Genomic DNA, 22,236 nt, shown 5'->3' with positions numbered 1-22,236 from the left:
TTTGTTTGTGTGAAATGCATGCGTGTTTTTGTGTTGAAGAATCCTTTCGCGCGGGAAATTGGACTTTCTTTGTGGATCGATCAGCCCCAGCACCCCACATCATTGAGCAAACGGTAGTGTTCGCGGACGTGGCGGTAGTTCGGGCTTTCCTTGACCGAGTCGTAAGGAGCGGGCGGGGCGTTGACCGTGATCAGGGCGATGATGCCCGTTGTTTCGCCCTTGATCGTCGGATAGAGGCTGCGTTCCGTGAAGACGGTGTCGCTGTTGCCGAAGGTGGCATGCGTGGCGGAAAACAAAGGTTTTATATGGTCGCAGACGGCATGGGAGTAGGTTTCCATACTGGCCCGGATATCCGGATGCGGAAAGGTGGACAGCAGCTTTCCCGTCATATTGACCCCGGCATAGTCGACCAATGTGCCGCCCATCAGACGATAGACGAAATCGGCCCTGACCTCACCATCCGCAGGCAGCCGGTCCAGGACGATCAAGCACGGTAGAAGGGCCGGTTGAATGTCTTCCGGTTGAATGGCCGCGCGGTCGACGTATCCGTCGACCATCTTGGACTTCAAGAAATTGCCGAGCCAAATATGGCCGTCATGTTCCGGTTTCAGTGCGGAGTCTTCTGACGCCTGCAGTCCAAAACCGTCCACATGGGATATAATGGACGAAACCATACGTGGAATTCTTCCCGTTTCTAGTTTCCCCACCCGTGATCAGGCTAGGGGGGGATACGTTAACGGTTGGTTAACGCGAACGGCTATTCCCGTGTTAAATGTTTATAAAAGATTGTCGTGGCATCCAGCCGATCTGACGCTACGTCGCGCGCAAAACCTGGAATCGTGCCTGCTCGTTCGTAATCTAACGATGCATAGAGGGGTTCCGCCGCATCGCCTGTCCGCGTATCGAGGGTGATCAGGGTTCGATGGTTGGCGAGTGCCGCAACTTCAAGGCGATTCATCAGTAACTTGGCGATCCCGTTGCGACGGCAGTCGGGATGGACCAGCAGTTTTCGCACTTCGCCCCTATGGTGCTGGTTCGGCGGTGTGTTCATGTCGAATTGAACGGATCCGACGACCCGGCCATCAATTTCGGCGTCGAACAGCAGGCAGGTTCCGGCCTGGACGCCGGGGAAGACGCTGTCTTTCCAAAACATCGATGCGTCTTCGGGACGGAAGGGTTTGATAAAACTGATGCTCGCCCCCGCCGCGACGCAGGCATGCAGTAAGTCGCGCAAACCGGGCAGGGCGGCGTCGAGATCGGTTGCGGAGAGTTCCCTGAGGATGGGGGCGGTCATGCCGTACCTCACACTAGGAAGAGGTGATAGCGGGCACCGATATTCGCCGGTGTTTCGAAACGGCTGGTTCCGAACAGGCGATACCGCAGACAATCGCCAGGGGCGACCCGGTGCGCCGTCCCGTCCAGGGTGACGGTCAACATGCCGTCCAGCAGCACAAGATGGTGCTCCAATCCCGGCCGTGGCGGGGCGTCATAGTCGATGCGGCAGGCGGGCGGCAGGGTCGCCTCGATCACCTCTCCGGACAGATCGCCGCCGGGCGGGGAAAGGACGCGGCGGACATAGCCCGTTTCGGGATCGGTCCAGACGGTTTGCGCCGCCTGCGGGATCAGCGGGGCAGTGTCGCCTTCCACCAGGATCATCAGGCGCGACAATGTCATGCCATGGGCGGCACATAGGCGGCCCAGCACCGTGGTGGTCGGGCTGACCTCGCCGTTTTCCAGCCGGGATAGCGTGGCGCGACTGACCCCGCTGCGCTTGGCAAGGTCGTCCAGCGTCCATCCACGATCCATCCGCAACAGGCGCAGCCGTTCCGCGAGGCGGGTATCGATCGAGGTTTCAATACTCAGAGAAGTTTCCATAAATGGGAAAATATCCCGAATAGGGAAACGGTCAAGAGGGTTCGTTCACCAGGGTCAATCGGGCAGTAAAGCCGCTGTCCCGGCCCGGGCTGGGCGATCGGAGCGTCAGATCGGCGCCCGCGGCTTCCGCGATCGTATGGGCGATGGCGAGACCGAGGCCGCTGCCTTCCGCCGTGCTGCCGCCGCGCGCGAACGGATCCTTCAGGCGCGAAAGGTCGTTCGGCCCGATGGGGGGCGCGTCGTTATCGATCTGGATTGTACCGGGCGCATTCACGGTAATCTTTATCGTGCTGCCGGGATTGCTGTGCTTCAGCGCATTTTCGATCAGGTTCCCGATCAGGATGCCGAAGGAATCCGGGTCCAGCCGGGACATCAGATGCGGCTGGGCCGCGTGATACTCGATCCGCGCCGCTTGATCGTGATCGCGGCGATAGGACTCGACCAGGTGATCGAGGATCGGGCGCAAATCAGACTCATGGGCGGCCAAAACGCCGGCCCCTTCGGCGCGGGCGAGCTGCATCAGCTTTTCCGAAATCCGCTGGATACGCTTCAGGCTGGCCTCCAGCGCGTCGGCGCGGTGGCGCAAGTCGTCCGTGTCCAACTGATCCCGCAATCGCTGCGTCTGGGCAAGGGCGCCTGCGATCGGGGTGCGCAGCTCATGGGCGCTGTTCGCCGCGAAGGCACGTTCCGCTGCCAGGCTCTTGGACAGTTGACCCAGCAATTCGTTGACGGAGGTGACGATCGGCAGCACCTCCTCCGGCAAGCCGCCGCCGGCGATGGGGGACAGGTCCTTGGACCCGCGTTGTCCGATCTCACCGCACAGGGTCAAGACGGGCGCCAGTCCACGGCGGGTCAGCCAGAACAGGCCGAACAGGCCGATCGGCAGCAGGACCAATAGGGGATAGAGCAGCGCCACGGAGGATTCCATCGTCGCTTCCCGGCGATGGGCCAGCGGTTCGGCGACTTCCAGGATGTAACTGCCGCTGACCGCGCTTTCGCCATAGATTCGATGGTCGCCGCTGTTCCGGAATCCGGTCGAGGGTCGGTCGGGAAAGACGGCCGGATCGGCATTGTGGGAATGCAGCAGCACCGTGCCGTCCGCGCGGCGCAGGATATAGATCAGGTATTCTTCCTGATGAGACAGGGGGGAAATGCGGCGGGCGGTATCGGTTTCGCCCAGTTCCAAAACGTCGATGACCGCCAGCGGCAAGATACGTTGGGCGGTTTCCTGCAAAGCGCTGTCGAAGGCCTCGTCCAATTCGTGGCGGACGACAAAGGCGGACACCGCCGTGCCGATCAACCAAAGCGCGGTCACACTGACCGACAGACCGATGACGAGGCGCCGCCGCAGGCTGTAGCCGGTTTTCACGACGCGGTTCCCGATGCCATGCTGTTCAGGCGATAGCCGAGGCCGCGGGCGGTTTCGATCGCGTCTTTGCCCAGTTTCTTGCGCAGGCGGCTGATATGGACTTCGATCGTGTTGCTTTCGAACTCGCTGTCGAAATTATATAGGCTTTCTTCAAGCTGCGTCTTGGACAGGATCGTGCCGGGCCGGCGCATCAAGGCTTCCAACAGGTGCCATTCGCGCGCGGTGAGGGTGATGGTCTTCCCATCCCGCCGCAGCACGTGGGCGGCAAGATCGACCTCCAGCGGACCGACGGTGACGATGGGGTTCGGATTTCCGGCATAGCGTCTGGCGACGGCGGCGATGCGGGCCGACAGTTCGGACAGGTCGAACGGTTTGACCAGATAGTCGTCGGCCCCGGCATTCAATCCCTCGATCCTTTCGGAAATACGGTCGCGGGCCGTCAGGATGATAACCGGTACAGTGGCGCCGCCCCGGCGCAGGGCGCGCAGGAAAGACAGACCGCTACCGTCCGGCAACATCAAATCCAACAGGATCAATTCATACGCGGCGGCATCCAAACAGGCGTTCGCATCGGACACGGTCTGCGCCCAATCCACGGCATGCCCCTGATCCGCGACCTGTTCGGAAACGGCGTTTCCGAGGGCGGCGTCGTCTTCAACCAACAGAACTCTCATACCCGTCTCCACAAGGCCGGGGAAATATCTAGGCAGCGTAGCTTACGGAAAGCTGAAGAAAAAACTTATATGCCGTCAGGTTCGTGTCAGGACGCCGGGTCATGGTGATCTCATAGAAAGCGCGCCGACATGGTTCGGCCATACCTTCAGGAGACGTACACTATGAATAAATCCATCCTTCGTTTCGCCACGGTTGCCGTCGTTGCCTTCACCGGAATGGCAGCCGCCCAGGCTGGCGGCGATTATTGCAAGGTGCCGATGTCCGAATGGCAACCGACCGAGGCGCTGGAACAGATGCTGACGCAAAAGGGCTGGGAAGTCCGCCGCATCAAGCAGGACGACGGCTGTTACGAAGTCTATGCCATGGATGAAAAAGGCCGCCGCCGCGAAGCCTATTTCAACCCGAAGACCTTCGAACTCGTCAAGGACGGCGAGGATGACTGACACGGGCATGACCGGGACAGGAATGTCTTCCCGGGCGACGATCCGGGTCTGGGACCCGGTCGTGCGCCTGTTCCACTGGGGATTGGTCGCCAGTTTCGCGATCGCCTGGATCAGTGCGGAGGAATGGAACGACCTGCATGAAACGGCGGGGTATGTCGCGGGCGGTCTGATCGCCGTCCGACTGGTCTGGGGCCTGATCGGGACACGGTACGCCCGGTTTTGGCAATTCGTGCGCCGTCCGGCCACGGTCATTGGATATCTGGGCGATATGCTGAAAGGCCGCGAGGCCCGCTATATCGGCCACAACCCCGCCGGTGGGGCGATGGTCCTGGCCCTGCTCGCCTGCATGGCGGTGCTGGTCGCGACCGGATGGATGGGCACCCTGGATGCCTTCTGGGGCGTCGAATGGGTGGAAGAAGTCCATGAGACTTTCGCCAACCTGCTGCTGGCGCTCGTCGGCGTGCATGTTCTGGGGGTTGTCTGGGCCAGCCTGAAACACGGCGAAAGCCTGGTGCGCGCCATGGTCAACGGCCGCAAAAAGGCCCCGGAACCGGGTGATGTCGCCTGACCACTGGCTGGGAAAGTCCGGTGCGGTTACGGCTCCAGGACACGGTAAGGCGGGCGGTAGAAGAATTCCACGACCCCTTTACCAGCCGGTACCAAGGTCCCGATGAATGCATGATAAAGGGGGGCGGTTTCCAACGGAACCGTCTCCCCATCATCCGGGATGAATTGTGCTTTCCAGAAGGGACTGTAGCTGACCGACCCGGCCAAAAGACCGGGGGTTTTGTAATCGACCTGGATGCGGTAGCGATCCGATAGCCGTTCGATTTTTCCGATACTATCCGACGCTTCGTCGGCGCGCCCGCCCGATACCGACCATCCGGGCGCTTCGTCATCCTCGATTGGCGCCGCTGCCAGCAGTTCCTCCAGGGAACGGGTTTGCAATGCCGAGAGAACCGCCCCGTCGTTCGGCATGACTTCCAAAGCCATAGGGCGGAAAAAGCGACGGGCGGCTCTGGGATTTTCATAGATGTAAAATTCAGAAAATCCGGTGAAATTCGCTTTCAGGTTTTCCGTCGCCTTTTCCGTCGTTGACCTTTCGTCCCAAGCCATGGCGGCGGTTCTGCGGGGGATCAGCCAATTTTCGGAAAGAGGGTTCTTCGAAAGTATAAACCGTACATTGCCGAGGGACAGCAAATCGATATCCGCAAATTCGGCCAGTGCCGGGCTTGCATCGTGATCGGTGGAAAACAGGAAGCTTTCGCTTCCCAAGCGCCGCATGGATTCATAGGCATCCGGGCTGGTTGTCTTGAGCGGATCGATCAGCGCCAGCCAGTAATTGTGGAACCGTTTGGGATAGAGAGTGAAATAACCGCCCAGTGTTTCGATTCCATAGGCCTGTAGCCGCGTCGCTTCCACGCGTATCGGTTCCGCTCGCCACGGGCCTTGGTCGGTCTCTTCCACGGTCGTCGCGAGGTCCGATAGCGTGTCGCTCTGGAAAGCGAACACGAAGCTGCCGGTCCGAATATAGGCTTCAAGGTTATCGATTTTCTGCGTCGCGATCGAATAGATCAGAAAACAAGCCACCGCGACGAAAACGGCCTGTCCACTTTTCGGGCCAAGCACCGGCCAGCGCCCCGTCCCTGATGTATGCGATGCGAATAGCGATGCGGCCGCGCCGATATTGATCGCCCAGAAGATGGGCACCGCAATGGCACCACGCGAAAGGGCGAACCCGTTGAGCAACGGAAGAATGGCAACCAGATGCGGCTTAACCAGCGGCACGATAATGACCATGGACTGTAGGAAAAGGCAGGATAGAAGTAATCGAATTGCCGGGCTAGCCATGACCATGGCTTTTCGACGAAACATCAGCGCTGCGGCCACGGCGGCGACCGTCACCAGAAACGACACCGTGGCGATGGCATGAGACCGCAGCAGCGCCATGTCTACGACCGCGTCCAACGATTCCAACGGAAGGTCCCGCGGTTGCTCGTTGCGGTGGGACAGGGGACCGTTCAAAGCGGCTGCCGCGAAATCTTGCCAGCGCATAGCAAGGGGTAAAAGAACCGCCATCACGGCCGGTCCGATTACTGCAATTTTTCGGGTGGGAAAGACGACCGCCAGCCATAGAATCAGGATCGGTGCGAAGGCGACGGACATGAAATGGATATGTCCCGTCAGGCCGTGAAATACTGACAATCCCAGAAGGCAGGCGACGCTGCGCCGGAACGTTCCGGGATCGCGTCGGATTTCCGTCAAGTACCAGAGCGTCGGCGGCACCAGCGCCATGGTCGTGTTGAACAATTGTCCCTGGCTGCACAGGAATCCTGCGAAGATACCGGTAATGGCAGCCCATGGACCCGGCGCGCCGAATAGATCTCTGGATAGCCGAAACGTGTAGAAGGCGGCGAAGGCTGTAAGCGCGACGGTCAACAGGGTGAGACCCAGCCAATCCGGCAACAGCCAATATAAGAACAGCTCCATGCCGCCATGATGGCCAGTCGCCAACCTGTCAGTGCCCGCCATGCCATAGGGATAGAACAGGCCCGGTAACGGGAATTCGGAAACCAACGGCGCAACGGTCGGATAAATTGCGTCGCCGTTGTCGTGTTCCTGATAAAAGGAAAACGGGCCGAGCGCCAAGAACTCCACTTGTACGAACAGCGTGCCGACAATGAGCGCCGTCAGCGACCGGTCCCGCGCAATGACGGTTCGCAACCTATTTCCGAGGATCGTCATTGACGGTCTCTTCGATCAAGGCCTGCGGCGTCTTCTTGAGCTGTTGATATATCCGCGCCAGATATTCCCCGATAATGCCCAGGAAGATGGCGTTCAGCGATATGCCGAACAGGATCAAAACCGTTGTCGTCGCGAAACCGGCGGGTTGGGTGTCGTCCGAAAGAAAGTGATTCAGAAGATAGAATAAAATCAACACGACGGTCCCGCCGGCAATAAGAAGACCGAAATATGTCGCCGCGCGAAGCGGCAGGACCGAATGGAACAGGATGCCGTCGAAGGCGAAGGAAAAATACTGACGAATCTTGAACTTGCTTTCGCCGAATTCGCGGGCCTGGCGGTCGAACGGAACGCCGATCTGCGTATATCCCATTTCCGCCAGCATGCCGCGGATATAGGGGTGGCAATCGCCTTTCGCGGCGATCTGATCGATCAGGACGCGATCGACCAGCCGGAAATCCCCGGCATGGTGGGGTAAGTCGCATTCCGCCAAGGCGTCGATGATGAAATAGAAGGCCGCGCGAAGGAAATTAATGACTTTCCCTTCCTTGCGATTGCGCCGAATACCGTAGACGACCTTGTAGCCCGCTTCCCATTTTTTGATGAATTCTGCGATAATTTCCGGTGGATCCTGGAGATCGGCGTCGATTTGAATCAGGGCATCGCCCCGTGCCATGGTGTAGCCGGTGAAGACGGAGCGCTGGAACCCAAAGTTCTTCGAATAGCGAATGGCCCGCAATCGCTTATCCTGGGCGGCGAAGCCTTTCAGTATCTCGAACGTACCGTCTGTGCTGTGGTTGTCGACGAACAGGAGTTCGAACTCATAGGATGCTTCAAACGGGGCGATCACATCCGAAACGCGGCGATAACATCGCTCCACATTGTCTTCTTCGTTGAAGGTCGGAACGAGGATGGTGATCGTCTTCTTGGTTTTCGGCGATGCCGCCATGGCGTTTCGCTCCCGAAAAAATTATCGCTGTCCGGCGAAGGCCAAATATTGCGCACCCAAGGGGCACCAGCCCAAAAACTTCTCCAGTCCCATCAGTGATTTGAGGGACGCCGGGAAGAACAGAGTGAAACGCACATTCGCAGGCCCCCCGAACAGACGGGACAATCGGTCTTTCGCTTCGCCGCTGGGCAGGAGGATCGCGTTTTCGTCGAATGGACAATCCCGGACGATTTTTCGGGTCATCGGATTCAGCGGATTATGTTCGATGATGGCGATATGGCCGGTTGGCGCCAGTCGGGATCGGGCATCCGCGAGAACGGCGTCCCGTTCGGTCGGCTCCACGTGATGCATGACATTGGAAAATACGACGAGGTCGTAATCGCGGCCTAACTGCGTCCCGTCCGTCGTGAAGGCGCCTTGTGCGCGGACATCGTCGGCCACGCGTTTCAGGCTGTCTTCCGATGGATCGAATCCGTCGACGGTAGCACCGAGACCGCTGCGCACGATTTCGGACGCCAGGGTGCCCGTTCCACAACCGTAGTCCAATATCCGCATGCCGGATTTCAGCAATCCGTTCTGCCGCAGCGTCGATACTTTCTGATAGGTATAGTATTTGTGATCGCCGAGCAGCTCTTGCATATGCTCGTCATAGTCGGCGGCGTATTTGTCGAATTCCTGGTCCATTGAAGACTTTCGGATTATGGGCTGGGCGCGGCGGCCAGATATCGCTCTATTTGCTCCATCGTAAGCGTATGCGCATTTTTTTTCTCTACGAAAACGCCGCGATACCATTCGATGGTTTCGGCGATGGCCCGGTCCACTCTGTATCGTGGTTTGAAGTCCAGATACGACGACGCCTTCGCGATATCCAGTTTCAGCAGCGCCGCTTCCTTGACCGCCTTCGGATCCACCGCCGTTTCGATCCGGCCGCTGCCCCAGCAATCGACGATTCCGCGCGCGAGGTCGCTTACCGGGACCTGATCGTCGGCGTAGGGACCGAAATTCCAGGCCGTTGCGGCAGCGCTGTCGCCGTTCAGCAAACGGCGTCCGACTTCAAGATACCCGGTCAACGGTTCCAGAACATGCTGCCATGGGCGAATGGCGCCCGGATTACGCAAGACCAGCGGCTCCCCGTTCAACAAGGCGCGGATCGCATCTGGCACAAGGCGATCGACCGACCAATCCCCGCCGCCGATGACGTTTCCGGCCCGTGCGGTCGCCAACAAGCAGGACGCGTCACGATGAAAAAAGCTTTTGGCGTAACTCTGGGAGACGATTTCCGCGCAGGCCTTGGATGCGCTATACGGGTCGTCGCCGCCCAGCGGGTCGTCTTCCCGATAGCCCCAGATCTGTTCCGTGTTGCGGTAACACTTGTCTGTCGTAACGACCACAATGGCGCGAAGGCTTTCCACGCGGCGGGCAGCCTCAAGCAAACGGACGAGGCCCATTACGTTGGTTTCGTAAGTTTCCGCAGGGTCGTTGTACGATGCGCGCACCAACGGCTGCGCGGCCAGATGGAATAGGATGGCGGGCTGGGTTTCCGTCAGCCAATCCGCCACCCGCCCCGGTTCGTTGATATCCGCTAGCGTTTCCGCCGCGACGGAATCCCGAATACCGGCCCGTTCGTACAATGCGTCCTTGCTGCCGCAGGGTAAGGAAAAGCCGGATATCCGAGCACCGAAATGCCGAAGCATCAGGGTCAACCACCCGCCCTTGAACCCAGTGTGGCCGGTGACCGCGACCGGCAAGCCGTCGTAGATGGAAAATGCGCCGGTCATCAGTCCCAGAGTTTCCACGGGGCGGTACCCGTTTCCCACATCTGAACCAAGTTGCGATGTTCGCGCAGGGTATCCATCGGTTGCCAGAAGCCGTCATGCTGGAACGCGCGCAATTCGTCCGCTTCGACAAGGCGTGTCATCGGGTCCGTTTCGAGATGGGTTCCGTCTCCGTCGATCAAATCCAGGAAATCCGGCTCGAAAACGAAAAACCCGCCGTTGATCCAACCCACATCCGCATTGGATTTTTCGTTGAAGCTCAATACCCGGTCGTCGTCCAACTTCAAGGCGCCGAAACGGGCAGGGGGGCGAACCGCCGTGACCGTCGCTAGTTTGCCGTGCGACTCATGGAAGGCAACCAGCTTCGCGATATCGATATCGCCGACGCCGTCACCGTAGGTAACCATAAACCGTTCATTGCCGATATGGTCGCGCAGGCGGCGTACACGTCCACCGGTCATCGTATTCTGACCGGTGTCGATACACCCGATCTTCCATTTCGGAACCCGGATATTCGTATGTTCCAGATGTCCGCTCTCCAGATCGACGAAAAGGTCGCTGTTGTGATGGCGGAAGTTGGAAAAATATTCCTTGATGTATTCGCCTTTGTAGCCGCAGGCGACCAGGAAATCTTTATGGCCGAAATGGCTGTAGATCATCATGATATGGACGAGGATCGGCCAATTTCCGATTGGAATCATCGGTTTCGGCTTGTTGTCCGTTTCTTCGCTGATTCGCGTGCCGAAGCCGCCCGCCAGTATTACGACTTTCATATTGTCCCCCAAGGCCCAACGGCCGATTAGGCCCATAACGGCCTAATCGCGGTGTCGGCTTTCCCCAAAGCCGACACCGACGGTGCGTTTGTAATGGGCGGGAGAAGCCGCTGTCAATTGCGGCATCCGGTCTGGACGAATATCGAGGGCTTTCGGGCTTAACCCTACCGCCTTTCTACAAGGCGACGCTTACATTGCCCAGGCGCTGGGACAGTTTGATATTCTCGCCGTAATCGACCGGGATGGCGATCAGGGCTGGGCCTTCCTGGCGGAAAGCTTCTTCCAGCGTCGGAATGATCTGGTCGGTCGCGGTGATTTCGCGGCCCCACATGCCGAAACTTTCCGCCAGTTTGACGAAATCCGGGTTGCCGAAGGCCAAGTCGGAATGGCGGCCCTGGAAACCGTTCTGCTGCTTCCATTTGATCAGGCCGTATTCGCCGTCGCACCAGACCATGGCAACGATGTTCAGCTTTCGCCGGACGGCGGTTTCCAACTCCTGCACGTTCATCATGAAACCGGCGTCGCCGGAAATCGACAGAACCCTCTTGTCCGGGTTGGCCATTTTCGCGCCGATGGAACCGGGCATGGCGAACCCCATCGTGCAGAACCCGTTGGAAATCAGGCAGGTATTCGGTTCCACGCACTGATAGTGCCGGGCGATCCACATCTTATGAGCCCCGACATCGGACAGCAGGATGTCTTCCGGCCCCATGAATTCGCGGACGTCCCACAGGATTTTCTGCGGTTTGACCGGAACGGCGGTGTCGTCCTTTTCCGCCGCGAATTCCCCGGCCATGATGCCGCGCAGCTTCGCCCGATCGTTGATGTCGAACAGCGGCAGGCGGTCGCCGTACATGTCGTTCACCGCCTCGTTCAACTGCCACAGAGCATCGGCCAGATCGCCGACGATTTCGACATCCGCCTGATAGTCGCGGTCGACTTCCGCCGGCCAGAAATCCAGGTGGATGATGGTCTTGCTGTCCTTGTTGTGCCGGTTCCAGGCGGCGGGCGCGTACTCGACCAGATCGTAGCCGCAGGAAATCACCAGATCCGCGTCGTCAAAGGCAAGGTTGTTATAGTCGCCGGATCCCAGCCCCATGGTGAAAAGGCAATGCGGATCGTCCATCGGCACCGCGCCTTTGCCCATGAAGGTGTTCACGACCCCGATCCCGGTTTTCTGGGCAAGGCGCTGCAATTGTTTGGCCGCACGTTTTCGGATCGCGCCGTTCCCGGCCAGGATGATCGGCTTCTTCGCCGTGCCGATCAGGCGCGCGGCTTCCGCGATCGCCTTGTGGTCGGCGGCGGGCCGGCGAACCTTGATGGCGCGCATCGGTTTGTCGTCGACGTCTTGTTTCGCGACGTCTTCCGGCAGTTCGATGACCGCCACGCCGGGCTTTTCGGTTTCCGCGACCTTGAAGGCCTTGCGGACCACCTCGGTAATGTTTCCGGCGGAGACGATGGATTGCGCCCATTTGGAAATCGGCCGCATCATCGCCACGGAATCCATGTTCTGGTGGCTTTCCTTGTGCAGGCGCTTCAGCGATCCCTGACCGATAATCGCGACCAGCGGCGCGCGGTCCATATTCGCATCGGCCAGTCCGGTGACGAGGTTCGTCGCGCCGGGGCCCAGCGTTGCCAGACAAACGCCCGCCTTACCGGTCAACCGGCCATAGGCATCGGCGGCGAAGGCGGCGGCCTGTTCGTGGCGGCATAGAACGAAATCGATCTTGGAGTCCATCAGGGAGATCATCAGATCGGCGTTTTCCTCGCCGGGAACGCCGAAAATACGTTCGACCCCCTCCTCTTCGAGGCATTTCACGAAGAGATCGGACGCTTTCATAATCTAACTCCTACAGGGATAACGGGCTGGGTGAATACCTAGTTCAGGACATCGGAACGCCAGACCATCATCTTTTCGGTCTGCATTTCGTGCATGGTATATGGTATCCCGCCGACCCCGTGACCAGAGGTGCGTGCGCCCGCAAACGGCATCCAGTCGACCCGGAAGGCCGTATGGTCGTTCACCATGACGGCCGTACCGTCCAGATGGCGATAGCAACGCATTGCCGTATCCAGGTCGCGGGTGAAGACCGATGCCTGGAAACTGACCGGCAGGCTGTTCGCCCGCTCGATACCTTCGTCCAGGTTGTCGACCGGGTAGACGCAGATCACCGGCCCGAAGACTTCCTGGGTGGATACTGTCGCGCCGGGCTCCGGATCGTAGATGATCGTCGGCTTGTAGCAACTGGATGACAGTTTACCGCCGCCCGACAGGATGCTCGCCCCCGAGGCACGGGCCTCTTCAACCCAGGAATCGATACGGTCGCATTCGGCATGCGTAATCAACGGACCGATATCCGTATCGGATTCCGTCGGGTCGCCGACCGTCATGATCCGGGCCTGTTGCACCAATCCTTCGGCGACCGACTGCGCGATGCTGCGTTCGCAGAAGATGCGTTGCACCGAAACGCAAACCTGACCCGCATGATAGAAGCCGCCCTTGGCCAAACGGGGCAGGGCGGAATCCAAATCCGCATCGCTTGCCACGATTACCGGGGCGACCCCGCCATGTTCCAGGGCGCAGCGTGCGCCGGGCGCCAGTTTGGACCGCAACATCCAACCGACGCGGCTGGACCCGATGAAGCTGAAGAATCCGACCCGCGGATCGGCGACCATCGCGGTCGCCTGCTCATGTGTTTCGGGCATCACCATCCGGGCATAGGATTCCGGCAATCCAGCCTCATACAGGATATCCAGAAAGGCGCGGCAGCTCAGCGGCGTTGTCGCCGCGGGCTTCACGATGACGGGGCAGCCCGTGGCGATGGCCGGGGCCACCTGATGGACGATCAGGTTGAATGGGTGGTTGAAGGCGCTGACCGCGACAACGACGCCGATCGGTTCGTATTGCGTGAAGGCGATCCGTCCGGAAGACGCCGGATTGACCCGCATCGGGATGACCGATCCGGCCTCGTTGCGCAGTTGTTCGATGCAGGTATCCACGCCGTCGGCGGCGCGGTCGATTTCGACCAGCGAGTCCCGGAGGGGCTTTCCACCCTCCCGTGCGGCGGCGACGGCAAGCGCCTGACGCCGTTCGCGGATCAGTTCCGCCGTGCGGCGCAGGATCGTGATCCGCCGTGCCTTTGGGATCCAGGACGCGCGGTTTCGATATATGCCATAGGCAGCGTCCAGCGCGGCCTCTATGCCCGCCTGGTCGGTCGTCGGCACGGTCCCGATTTCGGCCCCGTCATACGGTGCCGTTACGACAATTTCTCCCATCCAGCCGAAACTCCCTTGTCCTCAAAGGCTCCTGCGACGGCGGTGTCGGCAGTTTCCATCCCTTTGGGTAGTAAATGCAAGGGGTGACTAAACAGTTAAGAAATTAGGAACCGTTCCTAAGGTCGTGTTGTTTTTGGATGTTTTCGGGCCAAGTGCTCTTGATATAGGACAGCACGGCGATGATTTCGGCATCTGTCAGGCGAGAGCCGAAAGCAGGCATGTCCGTCGGATAGTCTGGACCGGCGAAGGGGGCGAGGCCCAATTTCGTGATATTGAAAAGCTGCCGATCCGGGTGATGCCAAGTATGGCCCGTTTCGTCATGCGGCGGTGCGGGCAGCTTTCCGTCCGGCAGTCGCTCGCGCCAATTTGCCTGTCCCTCCAATTGCGCCCCGTGGCAGGCCGCGCATTCGGAATCGTAAATCACCTTCCCCATGGCGACGAAGGTTTCGTCCATTGGGGCCAGCAGGCCTTCCGCGCTGGCTTGGATAGGTCCGGCTAAGGCAAGAAGAAGTAGGGGAAGGGCGTATTTCACGCGATTTTATCTCCGGCTAGGCTGTCCAAGATCGGGCAGGAGGGGCGGGAATCGCCGTCGCAACAGTGGACGAGATGCGACAGCGTGCGATGCATGCTTTCCAGTTCCGCAATCTTCGCGCGGATTTCGTCCAGATGTTTGGCGGCGATCGACTTTACCTCCGCGCTGGTTCGGTGTTCGTCGGTATAGAGGCTCAGCAGCAAACGACAATCGTCGATGGAAAAGCCGAGGTCCCGCGACCGCTTCAGGAAATGCAGCATCCCGACATCGTCGGTGCTGAAGTCCCGGTACCCGTTGTCATGCCGGTCGGGCACGACAAGATTGATGTCTTCATAGTAACGGATGGTTTTCGCGGGTAGGCCCGTGCGTTTCGACGCTTCGGAAATGTTCATGCCGGTGGCTCCTTAACGCAGCAGTGTTTGCAGCTTCCTCCCACTGGAAGGTCAAGTGCAGAAATACCCCTTGACCTTCCAGTGACTGGAAACCCTATCTGATATGGGACTGAAATTCGAAATGTCGAAAGGGTCCCTTTCCAATGAGTACGGTAGAACTCGAAATCGACGGCATGACTTGCGCCGGATGTGCGTCGCGGGTCGAAAAGGCTTTGGCGTCGGTGCCGGGCGTTTCGGCGGCCAGCGTCAATCTGGCGCTGGAACGGGCGTCCGTGGAAAGCGACGGCGACGCGCGCAGCCTTGTCACGGCGGTCGAAAAGGCCGGATATGCAGCGTGGCTGAAGGAAGACACTGATCCGGAGGAACAGGCCGCCCGCGCTCGTGCGGCGGATCGACAGGCTTGGGTTTGGGTTGGTGTATCGGTTGTCCTGACCCTGCCATTCCTGGTGCAGATGGTGGCCATGGCGTTGGGTATCCATGCGCTGATGATGCCGTATTGGCTGGAGCCTTTGCTGGCCGCGCCGGTCGTTTTCGGGGCGGGCGCGCGGTTCTTCTCCGGCGCCTGGCATGCGGTGCTGACCCGGTCAGGCACGATGGATGTCTTGGTCGCGATGGGAACCGGGGCGGCCTATTTCTACAGTCTCTATCTGGTTCTGACGCTGGGGGCCGGATCGGAGGGGCATTTGTATTTCGAGGCCGCCGCCGTCATCGTGACGCTGGTTCTGTTCGGCAAGCGTCTGGAAGCCTGGGCGAAGCAGGGGACGAGTGCCGCACTGCGCAGCCTGATGAATCTGCGCCCGGCAACCGCGCGCCGCGTCGATGCAAACGGCCGGGAGGAAACCGTCGCGATTGAGGCGGTTGCGACCGGCGATGTTCTGATAGTCCTGCCCGGCGAACGGATTCCGGTGGATGGCCGTATCCTGGAAGGACAATCCGACAGCGATGAATCCCTGATCACCGGGGAAAGCCTCCCGGTGCCGAAGAAGCCCGGCGATCCGGTAACCGGCGGAGCCGTCAACGGTGACGGGCTGTTGAAGGTGGAGGCCGTCGCCGTCGGGCGCGATACGACCCTGTCCAAGATCACCCGTCTGGTCGAACGCGCCCAGGCCGGGAAAGCCCCGGTGCAGAAACTGGTGGACCGGGTCAGCGCGATCTTCGTGCCGACGGTATTGGGGATCGCCCTTGTGACCTTCGTCGGCTGGCTGGTCGCCGGTTACGGTTTGGAACAGGCGGTCACGGCGGGCGTGTCCGTCCTGGTCATCGCCTGCCCCTGCGCCCTGGGCCTCGCCACGCCGACGGCGATGGTGGCGGGCACCGGCGCGGCGGCGAAGGCGGGTATCCTGATTAAGGATATTGAGGCGATGGAACGCGCCGCGTCGATCGATACCGTTCTGTTCGACAAGACGGGAACCCTGACCGAAGGGCATCCGGTTCTGTCGGACACTGTCGATCTTTCGGGCGTGGATACGTCGGACCACCTGCGGCTCGCGACCGCCTTGCAGCGCGGCAGCGACCACCCGCTGGCCAAGGCCTTCCGAAGCGCGTTTGAGGCCGCGGATGGGGATGCGGCCTCCTTGCCGTCGCCGCGTAATTTCACCAATCGCCCCGGCGAAGGCGTCGCGGGAGAGGTCGACGGTGTCTCCGTCGCGCTGGGCAATCGTGCGTTGCTCAGCCGTCTTGGCGTCGCGTTGGACACCAACGCCGCGCAAAAGATGGAAGAATTGGGGGAGACCGTGGTCTATCTGGTTCGGGACGGGAAACCGGCGGCGGTTTTCGGTTTCCGGGATGCGCCGCGCCCGATGGCGGTTGCGGCCTTGGCGCGGTTGAAGGAACGCGGATTGGCGACCGGCATGGTATCGGGCGACAGTCAGGCTGCGGCCGATCGGGTCGGTCGGGATTTGGGCATGGACCTCGTGCTGGCCGGGGTGCGCCCGGACCGTAAGGCGAAGACCGTCGCCGCCCGTCAGCAGGACGGGGCGAGGGTTGCCATGGTCGGTGACGGGATCAATGACGCCCCCGCGCTGGTGCAGGCCGATCTGGGGATCGCTATGGGGACGGGCAGCGATGTCGCACTGGACGCGGCGCCGGTCACCCTGATGCGGTCGGACCTGATGCTGGTTCCGGCGGTTCTGGACATCTGCCGAAAGACGGTCTCGAAAATCCGGCAGAACTTGTTCTGGGCCTTCATCTACAACGTGATCGGCCTGCCGCTCGCGGCCCTGGGCTTCCTGAGTCCCGCCGTCGCCGGGGCGGCCATGGCGATGAGTTCCGTCAGCGTGGTGACGAGTTCGCTGCTACTGCGCCGCTGGCGCCCCTGACGGCATTTCCGCCTGTGCCGGTGACGGCGGCGGCAGATGGTGGGATTTCTTCAGGGCGGCTTCCGCCGGATTGTAGGGGCGGGTAAAGGTTCGGTTCGGTCGTCCCTTGATCGGCACGATCAGGAAATTGCCCTGAAGAATCAGGTTTCCCGATATTTCCCGCCTTAGGGAAAAGCGGTCGACCTCTCGAAACATATCCCCGGCGAAACTGGCACCGATCAGCGCCGTTCGATCCTGGGACGGCAGCAGGATGTCCGCTACGCCGTCGCCGTCCCAATCGACGATAATGGACAGGTCCTGATCGCGGCTTCCGATGACATGGGTGGAAAAGCCCGGAACGCGCTGACGTTCCACCAGCGTGCCGGATTGACCGTCCCAACGGTACAGCACCAGAACGCCGGCGATATGCGGCGTTTCCACGACGGCGATTTCCGGATGACCGTCTCCGGTAAAATCGGCGACCCCGACAGGGTTGAGCCAGCGGTGGGGCTTTCCGATGAAAGGCGAGAGGGCCAACTGCTTGCCTTCCGGGCTGTAGAGGGCGATGGCCGCACCGTGATCGAGGGAGGACAGAACCGTCAGGATTTCCGGCCTACCGTCGCCATCCGCATCGACGATGCGTGGGGTAAGGTCCTCGAAGACCTGGTCTTCCGGTAGGGAAACCCGGATTGTACGGCCGCCGGTTTCGATCGTCAGAGATGCCGCCTCGATCTCATCCCCCAGAATACCGTGGTCGTATCGGTCGGTCGGGTCGCTATAATAGGCGGTCAGGCCCTCAAGGCGCGCCTCCCCACCGTCGGGCAGGCGTGTGCCCGCCATCGCCATAGGTGGCGCGATGGTTAGCCAGACTAGAAGTGCGACAAAGGTTCGCGTCACCGATCCCGTTCCCGTTGTGGCGGGGTCAGGCGGCTTGCTTCTTGGCCTTTTGCGCCTCGATCCCGCGCACGAATTCCCCGATATGCGGGCATATATTATCGCGCCAGCGCCGTCCGTTGAAGATACCGTAGTGACCGACATTTTCCTGCAGTAGATGATCGCGCAGGCTTTCCGGGATATTCGGGCAGATATCGTGCGCCGCTTCGGTTTGGGCCGGGCTGGAGATATCGTCCAATTCGCCTTCGACGGTCAGCAGCCCGACATCGGTGATCGCTTCCGGGTTCACCTTGCGGCCGTTCCACATCAACTCCCCTTTCGGCAGGGAGTGTTTCTTGAAGACGTGATCCACGGTTTCCAGGAAGAAATCGGCGGCGACATCGGCGACGGCCATATATTCGTCGTAGAAGGCGCGCGTCCGGTCGGCGGATTCGCCGTCCCCCTGGCTCAAATGCTTGAACATGTTCCAATGCGCCCCGGCGTGGCGCGCCGGGTTCATCGACCAGAAGGCGCGCAATTGCAGGAAGCCCGGATAGACCCGGCGGTTCGCGCCGCGGAAGCTGGGCGGAACGCGGTGGATCATATGCGTGCGGAACCAGTCGATGCTGCGGTTCAAGGCGGCGCGGGTCACGGCGGTTTCGGATGCGCGGGTATCGATCGGCCCGCCCATCAGGATCATGCTGGCCGGGCAATGCGGGGCCTTGTCTTCCGCCAGGATCGCCGTGCTGGCCAGAACCAGCGGCGCGGGCTGACACACCGCCATGATATGGAACGGACGGCTGGAATCCTCCTCATGCAGGAAGGCCATGAAATCCATCAGGTATTCCATGTAGCGTTCGATGCCGAACTTGCCTTCCGCATCCGGCACGTCGGACGCGTTCGCCCAATCGGTGATCCAGACCTCGTTTTCCTTCAACAGCGCGCGTACGGTGTCGCGCAGCAGCGTTGCGAAGTGACCGGACATCGGCGCGACCAGAAGGATTCGGGTCTGCTTCTTGGACATTCCGACCTTGCGGAAGCGGACCAAATTGCCGAACGGTTTTTCCAGGACGGTTTCGATGGCGATGGGGCGTTTCTTGCCTTCGCTTTCGACCGTGTCGATGTCCCAGTCGGGCTTGCCGCGTTCGGCCAACAGGCTTTCCACCACGCCGGATCCCGCCGCGATCATACGGCCCATCGGCGTCCAGCTCATCGGATGCAGCGGGTTGACGAAGGCAAGGCGCGTAGCCTCCGCCATCCAGCGGACCGGCGCGAGCGCCCGGTTGCGGGCGTCGTAAAGCGAATACAGCATAACCGTCCTCGAACAATGTTTCGGGGAACTATTTTAACGGTTTATGCTGCACCTGCGAAAGACCTTTTTCGGTATTCCGAATCCGACATTCAAATCAGAAGTTTAACGTCTTAACCTGCATGATTTGCGGCAGCGCCTGAAGCTTTTCCATCACATCTGGCGGCACCGAGTCGTCGACGGCGATCAGGGCGATGGCATCGCCACCGGCTGCCGCACGGCCCAGATGGAAGGTCGCGATGTTGATGCCCGCGTCCGCCAGAACGGAGCCCAGCCCGCCGATCAGCCCCGGCTTATCGTGGTTGGTGATGTAGAGCATGTGTTCGGTCAATTCGGCCTCAACCGAAATGCCCTTGATATTTACCAGACGCGGCAGTTTCCCGCCGAACAGCGTGCCGGATACCGACCGTTCGAACCGTTCGGTTTTCACCGTCAGTTTGATCAGCGTCTGGTAATCGCCGGGGCGGTCATGGACGATTTCCGATACCTCGATCCCGCGTTCCCGGGCGAAGACGGGTGCATTGACCATGTTCACGGCATCGGAGAACGGCTTCATGACTTCCGCCAAAGCCGCCTGAACCAAGGGTTTGACGTTCAGTTTCGCGACATGGCCTTCGAATTCGACGGTGACGGCCTTGATCGCGGTTTCCGTCACTTGACCGGCGAAAGACCCCAATTGGCAGGCGAGAGTCATGTAGGGCTGAAGGCGCGGGGCGTCCTCGGCGGAAATGGAAGGCATGTTCAATGCGTTGCTGACGGCGCCCGTCAGCAGATAATCGGACATCTGTTCCGCGACCTGCAGGGCGACGTTTTCCTGCGCTTCCTCCGTTGCTGCTCCCAGATGCGGGGTGGCCACAACATTATCCATCGCGAACAAAGGATTGTCGCGGGCCGGTTCGACCTCAAACACATCCAGCGCCGCGCCTGCGACCTGACCGGACTCCAGGGCGTCCTTCAGGTCGGCCTCGTTCACGATCCCCCCGCGCGCGCAGTTGATGATGCGCACGCCCTTACGGCATTTCGCGAAGGCGTCGGCGTTCAGCAGGTTGCGCGTGCCGTCGGTCAGTGGGGTGTGCAAGGTGATAAAATCGGCTCGTGCCAGAAGTTCGTCGATCGTGACGCGCTCGACGCCCAGTTCCCGCGCCCGTTCCGGCGACAGGAAGGGATCGAAGGCGACAACCTTCATCTTCAAGCCCTGCGCCCGATCCGCGACGATGCAGCCGATATTGCCCGCCCCGACGAGGCCCAGTGTTTTGCCGAACAGTTCGACGCCCATGAATTTCGACTTCTCCCACTTCCCGGCGCGGGTCGACGCATCGGCGGCGGGAATTTGCCGGGCCAGCGCCATCATCATGGCAATGGCATGTTCGGCGGTGGTGATCGAATTGCCGAAGGGTGTGTTCATGACAACGGTGCCGTTGCGCGTCGCGGCGGGCAGGTCGACATTGTCCACGCCGATCCCGGCGCGGCCGACGACTTTCAATCGTCCGGCCCCGGCATTCAGGACCTCTTCGGTCACTTTGGTCGCGGAGCGGATGGCCAAACCGTCATAGTCGCCGATGCGTTTCAGCAAATCTTCGGCGGGCAGGCCGGGTTCGAAATCGACCTCAATCCCGCGTTCCTTGAAGATTTCGACCGCGCGGTCGCTCAATTTATCGGAAATCAGTACCTTGGGCATATATCAGGCTCCCGCGTGGGTCGTTCAGGATGCGATTTCGGCATAGGCCCAGTCGAGCCAGGGCATCAACGCTTCCATGTCTTCCGGGTCGACGGTCGCGCCGCCCCAGAGACGCAGGCCGGGGGGCGCATCGCGGTATCCGTTGATGTCATAGGCGACGCCTTCCTTGTCGAGCAGTCCCGACAGGCGCTTCGGCGCGGTATCGCGGGCCTCGCCCGTCAGCGGACACGCGTCCGACAGCATGACGCAAATGGACGTGCTGGACCGGGTCGCCGGATCGGATGGCAGGAAATCCGCCCATTCGGTGCGCAGGACCCAATCTTCGACGATTTCCAGGTTGCGGCTGGACCGCGCGATCATGCCTTCCAGACCGCCGATTTCCTCCGCCCAGCGCAGGGAATCGATGGCATCCTCGACGCACAGCATGGACGGAGTGTTGATCGTCTCCCCTTTGAAGATACCGTCGATCAGCTTGCCGCCCTTGGTCATGCGGAAGATTTTCGGCATCGGCCAGGCGGGGGTGTAGCTTTCCAGCCGTTCGACGGCACGCGGCGACAGGACCAGCATGCCATGCGCGCCTTCCCCGCCCAGAACCTTCTGCCAGGACCAGGTGACGACATCCAGCTTGTCCCAGGGCAGCACCATGGCGAAGGCGGCGGAGGTCGCATCGCAGATCGTCAGGCCCTTGCGGTCGTCGGCGATCCAATCCGCGTCCGGCAGACGGACGCCGCTGGTCGTGCCGTTCCAGGTGAAGACGACGTCGCGGTCGGTATCGACGGGATCGAGATCGGGCAACAGCCCGTAATCGGACTCGAAAATACGGACGTCTTCCAGTTTCAATTGCTTGGCGACATCGGTCACCCAGCCCTTGCCGAAGCTTTCCCAGGCCAGCATGTCGACACCGCGCGCGCCCAGCAGGGACCATAGCGCCATTTCGACCGCCCCGGTATCGGAGGCCGGGACGATGCCGATGCGGTAATCGTCGGGAATACCCAATATGGCGCGTGTCCGGTCGATCACTTCCGCCAGCTTCTTCTTGCCGGGGCCGGACCGGTGCGACCGGCCGACCAGGGCGTCGGACAGGGCGGCGGGGCTCCAGCCGGGCCGCTTCGCGCAGGGACCGGACGAAAAATGCGGGCGGGCGGGACGGGATGCGGGACGCTGGGTCACGATGGGTCGCTCCGGGAATTGAGATGCAGAGTGGATGGGCGGGGAACCTATGCCGCGTTCCGCCGATTCGTCAATTCCCATATGGTCGCGGACAGCGAAAAAATAGTC

The 22,236-nt window shown here is 60.7% G+C and carries 21 protein-coding genes; 3 read left to right on the top strand and 18 right to left on the bottom strand.

Features of this window, described 5'->3' with window-relative positions:
• Positions 1-80: 80 nt before the first annotated feature.
• From HH303_RS00375 to HH303_RS00355, 5 genes are all read right to left on the bottom strand, one after another.
• Positions 81-674, bottom strand: coding sequence for a hypothetical protein (locus HH303_RS00375; RefSeq protein ID WP_169623230.1), 594 nt, complete (start codon positions 672-674; stop codon positions 81-83).
• An 83-nt stretch (positions 675-757) separates the two neighbouring features.
• Positions 758-1,294, bottom strand: a complete 537-nt coding sequence (locus tag HH303_RS00370) for a GNAT family N-acetyltransferase (RefSeq protein ID WP_169623229.1) — start codon at positions 1,292-1,294, stop codon at positions 758-760.
• 8 nt (positions 1,295-1,302) lie between these two features.
• Entirely contained in the window at positions 1,303-1,875 is a 573-nt protein-coding gene (locus HH303_RS00365; RefSeq protein WP_169623228.1) for a helix-turn-helix domain-containing protein, read from the bottom strand.
• 31 nt (positions 1,876-1,906) lie between these two features.
• On the bottom strand, positions 1,907-3,244 hold the full coding sequence (locus HH303_RS00360) for an ATP-binding protein (RefSeq protein WP_169623227.1): 1,338 nt from the start codon (positions 3,242-3,244) through the stop codon (positions 1,907-1,909).
• Positions 3,241-3,918, bottom strand: a complete 678-nt coding sequence (locus HH303_RS00355) for a response regulator transcription factor (protein WP_169623226.1) — start codon at positions 3,916-3,918, stop codon at positions 3,241-3,243. The genes HH303_RS00360 and HH303_RS00355 overlap by 4 nt, the downstream gene beginning before the upstream one ends.
• Before the next feature lie 162 nt (positions 3,919-4,080).
• Between HH303_RS00355 and HH303_RS00350 the strand changes: the two genes are divergently transcribed.
• Both HH303_RS00350 and HH303_RS00345 read left to right on the top strand, forming a co-directional pair.
• Positions 4,081-4,362: a PepSY domain-containing protein gene (locus tag HH303_RS00350; RefSeq protein ID WP_169623225.1), complete on the top strand. Its 282-nt coding sequence runs from the start codon at positions 4,081-4,083 to the stop codon at positions 4,360-4,362.
• Entirely contained in the window at positions 4,355-4,930 is a 576-nt protein-coding gene (locus HH303_RS00345) for a cytochrome b/b6 domain-containing protein (RefSeq protein ID WP_227421442.1), read from the top strand. The genes HH303_RS00350 and HH303_RS00345 overlap by 8 nt, the downstream gene beginning before the upstream one ends.
• A 26-nt stretch (positions 4,931-4,956) precedes the next feature.
• On the opposite strand, the gene HH303_RS00340 is transcribed toward HH303_RS00345, so the two are convergent.
• The 9 genes from HH303_RS00340 to cueR all read right to left on the bottom strand — a co-directional run bounded on the left by HH303_RS00340 (position 4,957) and on the right by cueR (position 14,801).
• Positions 4,957-7,107, bottom strand: a complete 2,151-nt coding sequence (locus HH303_RS00340; RefSeq protein ID WP_169623224.1) for a DUF6044 family protein — start codon at positions 7,105-7,107, stop codon at positions 4,957-4,959.
• A complete protein-coding gene (locus HH303_RS00335) occupies positions 7,088-8,053 on the bottom strand; it encodes a glycosyltransferase family 2 protein (protein WP_169623223.1) in 966 nt (321 codons plus the stop codon). Before HH303_RS00335 ends, HH303_RS00340 begins: the two co-directional genes overlap by 20 nt.
• A 21-nt stretch (positions 8,054-8,074) precedes the next feature.
• On the bottom strand, positions 8,075-8,737 hold the full coding sequence (locus HH303_RS00330; protein WP_169623222.1) for a class I SAM-dependent methyltransferase: 663 nt from the start codon (positions 8,735-8,737) through the stop codon (positions 8,075-8,077).
• 14 nt (positions 8,738-8,751) lie between these two features.
• Positions 8,752-9,831: a CDP-glucose 4,6-dehydratase gene (rfbG, locus tag HH303_RS00325; RefSeq protein ID WP_169623221.1), complete on the bottom strand. Its 1,080-nt coding sequence runs from the start codon at positions 9,829-9,831 to the stop codon at positions 8,752-8,754.
• Positions 9,831-10,601, bottom strand: a complete 771-nt coding sequence (gene rfbF / locus HH303_RS00320) for a glucose-1-phosphate cytidylyltransferase (protein ID WP_169623220.1) — start codon at positions 10,599-10,601, stop codon at positions 9,831-9,833. Before rfbF ends, rfbG begins: the two co-directional genes overlap by 1 nt.
• A 175-nt stretch (positions 10,602-10,776) precedes the next feature.
• Positions 10,777-12,441: an acetolactate synthase large subunit gene (locus tag HH303_RS00315; RefSeq protein ID WP_169623219.1), complete on the bottom strand. Its 1,665-nt coding sequence runs from the start codon at positions 12,439-12,441 to the stop codon at positions 10,777-10,779.
• A gap of 38 nt (positions 12,442-12,479) precedes the next feature.
• Positions 12,480-13,877, bottom strand: a complete 1,398-nt coding sequence (locus tag HH303_RS00310; protein WP_169623218.1) for an aldehyde dehydrogenase family protein — start codon at positions 13,875-13,877, stop codon at positions 12,480-12,482.
• 103 nt (positions 13,878-13,980) lie between these two features.
• Positions 13,981-14,409, bottom strand: coding sequence for a c-type cytochrome (locus HH303_RS00305; protein ID WP_319637259.1), 429 nt, complete (start codon positions 14,407-14,409; stop codon positions 13,981-13,983).
• On the bottom strand, positions 14,406-14,801 hold the full coding sequence (gene cueR / locus HH303_RS00300) for a Cu(I)-responsive transcriptional regulator (RefSeq protein WP_169623217.1): 396 nt from the start codon (positions 14,799-14,801) through the stop codon (positions 14,406-14,408). The genes HH303_RS00305 and cueR overlap by 4 nt, the downstream gene beginning before the upstream one ends.
• A 143-nt stretch (positions 14,802-14,944) precedes the next feature.
• On the opposite strand from cueR, the gene HH303_RS00295 reads away from it, so the two are divergent.
• A complete protein-coding gene (locus HH303_RS00295; protein WP_169623216.1) occupies positions 14,945-17,119 on the top strand; it encodes a heavy metal translocating P-type ATPase in 2,175 nt (724 codons plus the stop codon).
• Here the strand turns inward: HH303_RS00295 and HH303_RS00290 are convergent.
• The 4 genes from HH303_RS00290 to HH303_RS00275 form a co-directional block, all read right to left on the bottom strand.
• Complete coding sequence (locus HH303_RS00290) at positions 17,096-17,995, bottom strand: FG-GAP repeat domain-containing protein (protein WP_169623215.1); 900 nt, start codon at positions 17,993-17,995, stop codon at positions 17,096-17,098. The two genes, HH303_RS00295 and HH303_RS00290, sit on opposite strands and share 24 nt — an antisense overlap.
• 25 nt (positions 17,996-18,020) lie before the next feature.
• Positions 18,021-19,283, bottom strand: coding sequence for a polyhydroxyalkanoate depolymerase (locus HH303_RS00285; protein WP_169623214.1), 1,263 nt, complete (start codon positions 19,281-19,283; stop codon positions 18,021-18,023).
• Between the two features lie 94 nt (positions 19,284-19,377).
• On the bottom strand, positions 19,378-20,958 hold the full coding sequence (serA, locus tag HH303_RS00280) for a phosphoglycerate dehydrogenase (RefSeq protein WP_169623213.1): 1,581 nt from the start codon (positions 20,956-20,958) through the stop codon (positions 19,378-19,380).
• Between the two features lie 24 nt (positions 20,959-20,982).
• Complete coding sequence (locus HH303_RS00275) at positions 20,983-22,128, bottom strand: phosphoserine transaminase (RefSeq protein WP_319637258.1); 1,146 nt, start codon at positions 22,126-22,128, stop codon at positions 20,983-20,985.
• Positions 22,129-22,236: the final 108 nt, after the last annotated feature.

Origin of the sequence: Pacificispira spongiicola, assembly GCF_012926505.1 — a bacterium.
GTDB classification, from domain to species: Bacteria; Pseudomonadota; Alphaproteobacteria; order UBA8366; family Aestuariispiraceae; genus Pacificispira; species Pacificispira spongiicola.
This window is presented reverse-complemented; position numbering and strand designations above follow the sequence as displayed.

Coding starts and splice junctions, on each gene's coding strand:
- serA (WP_169623213.1), bottom strand. CDS start 20,958: ATGCCCAAGGTACTGATTTCCGATAAATTGAGCGACCGCGCGGTCGAA.
- HH303_RS00345 (WP_227421442.1), top strand. CDS start 4,355: ATGACTGACACGGGCATGACCGGGACAGGAATGTCTTCCCGGGCGACG.
- rfbF (WP_169623220.1), bottom strand. CDS start 10,601: ATGAAAGTCGTAATACTGGCGGGCGGCTTCGGCACGCGAATCAGCGAA.
- HH303_RS00295 (WP_169623216.1), top strand. CDS start 14,945: ATGAGTACGGTAGAACTCGAAATCGACGGCATGACTTGCGCCGGATGT.
- HH303_RS00365 (WP_169623228.1), bottom strand. CDS start 1,875: ATGGAAACTTCTCTGAGTATTGAAACCTCGATCGATACCCGCCTCGCG.
- HH303_RS00315 (WP_169623219.1), bottom strand. CDS start 12,441: ATGAAAGCGTCCGATCTCTTCGTGAAATGCCTCGAAGAGGAGGGGGTC.
- cueR (WP_169623217.1), bottom strand. CDS start 14,801: ATGAACATTTCCGAAGCGTCGAAACGCACGGGCCTACCCGCGAAAACC.
- HH303_RS00335 (WP_169623223.1), bottom strand. CDS start 8,053: ATGGCGGCATCGCCGAAAACCAAGAAGACGATCACCATCCTCGTTCCG.
- HH303_RS00370 (WP_169623229.1), bottom strand. CDS start 1,294: ATGACCGCCCCCATCCTCAGGGAACTCTCCGCAACCGATCTCGACGCC.
- HH303_RS00375 (WP_169623230.1), bottom strand. CDS start 674: ATGGTTTCGTCCATTATATCCCATGTGGACGGTTTTGGACTGCAGGCG.
- HH303_RS00330 (WP_169623222.1), bottom strand. CDS start 8,737: ATGGACCAGGAATTCGACAAATACGCCGCCGACTATGACGAGCATATG.
- HH303_RS00350 (WP_169623225.1), top strand. CDS start 4,081: ATGAATAAATCCATCCTTCGTTTCGCCACGGTTGCCGTCGTTGCCTTC.
- HH303_RS00285 (WP_169623214.1), bottom strand. CDS start 19,283: ATGCTGTATTCGCTTTACGACGCCCGCAACCGGGCGCTCGCGCCGGTC.
- HH303_RS00310 (WP_169623218.1), bottom strand. CDS start 13,877: ATGGGAGAAATTGTCGTAACGGCACCGTATGACGGGGCCGAAATCGGG.
- HH303_RS00355 (WP_169623226.1), bottom strand. CDS start 3,918: ATGAGAGTTCTGTTGGTTGAAGACGACGCCGCCCTCGGAAACGCCGTT.
- HH303_RS00340 (WP_169623224.1), bottom strand. CDS start 7,107: ATGACGATCCTCGGAAATAGGTTGCGAACCGTCATTGCGCGGGACCGG.
- rfbG (WP_169623221.1), bottom strand. CDS start 9,831: ATGACCGGCGCATTTTCCATCTACGACGGCTTGCCGGTCGCGGTCACC.